At 57.3% G+C, this 847-nt stretch carries 2 protein-coding genes; both read right to left on the bottom strand.

The features are described from left to right. A partial coding sequence (locus TU76_RS23925; RefSeq protein WP_048352631.1) for a glutathione peroxidase occupies positions 1–446 on the bottom strand: 446 nt, incomplete at its 3' end. 16 nt (positions 447–462) lie between these two features. Then, positions 463–847 (bottom strand): peptide-methionine (R)-S-oxide reductase MsrB (gene msrB / locus TU76_RS23920; RefSeq protein ID WP_157316100.1); only part of this gene is annotated, 385 nt, incomplete at its 5' end.

Genomic DNA, 847 nt, shown 5'->3' with positions numbered 1-847 from the left:
GGCTTGGTGGTCGGGGCATAGCGTTTAACCCGCTGCCCCTGTGCACTGATCAGAAACTTGGTGAAGTTCCATTTGATGCGTTGAGACCCCAACAGCCCGGGTGCGCGCTTTTTCAACTGGACAAACAACGGATGCGCCTGGTTGCCATTGACTTCGACTTTCTTGAAAAGCGGGAAGCTCACACCGAAATTCACTTCGCAAAACCCGGCAATGGCCGCTTCATCACCAGGTTCCTGCTGCCCGAACTGATTGCACGGGAAGCCCAGCACAACCAGGCCGCGATCCTTGTATTGCTGCCACAGCGCTTCAAGCCCGGCGTATTGCGGAGTGAAGCCGCACTTACTGGCGGTGTTGACCACCAGCAGCACTTTGCCTCCGAACTCTGCCAAGGTCTTTTGCTCACCGTCGAGGGTGATGCAGGGTATATCGAGCAGGTTGTCGTTCATGCCGGGCCTCGAAAAGTCAGTCGCGGGGAACCAGGTCCAGGCAGACCGAGTTGATGCAATAACGCAGCCCGGTGGGCGGTGGGCCATCGGGGAATACATGCCCCAGATGCGCATCGCATGTGGCACAGACCACTTCGGTACGGATCATCCCGTGGCTCACGTCGCGGATCTCGACCATCGCACTGCCGTCAATCGGCTGGTAAAAGCTCGGCCAACCACAGCCCGAATCGAACTTGGCGCTGGAGTCGAAAAGGGGCTGATTGCAGCACACGCAGTGATAAACACCGTCAGTTTTGGTTGCGTTGTATTTACCCGAAAATGGGCGTTCGGTGCCTTTCAGGCGGCACACGTTGTACTGCTCTGGATCGAGCATGGCCTTCCATTCGTCCAGGGTTTTGCTC

Source organism: Pseudomonas psychrophila (assembly GCF_001043005.1).
GTDB classification, from domain to species: Bacteria; Pseudomonadota; Gammaproteobacteria; order Pseudomonadales; family Pseudomonadaceae; genus Aquipseudomonas; species Aquipseudomonas psychrophila.
Note: the sequence above shows the minus strand (reverse complement) of the source record. Positions and strands in the feature narration are given on the sequence as shown.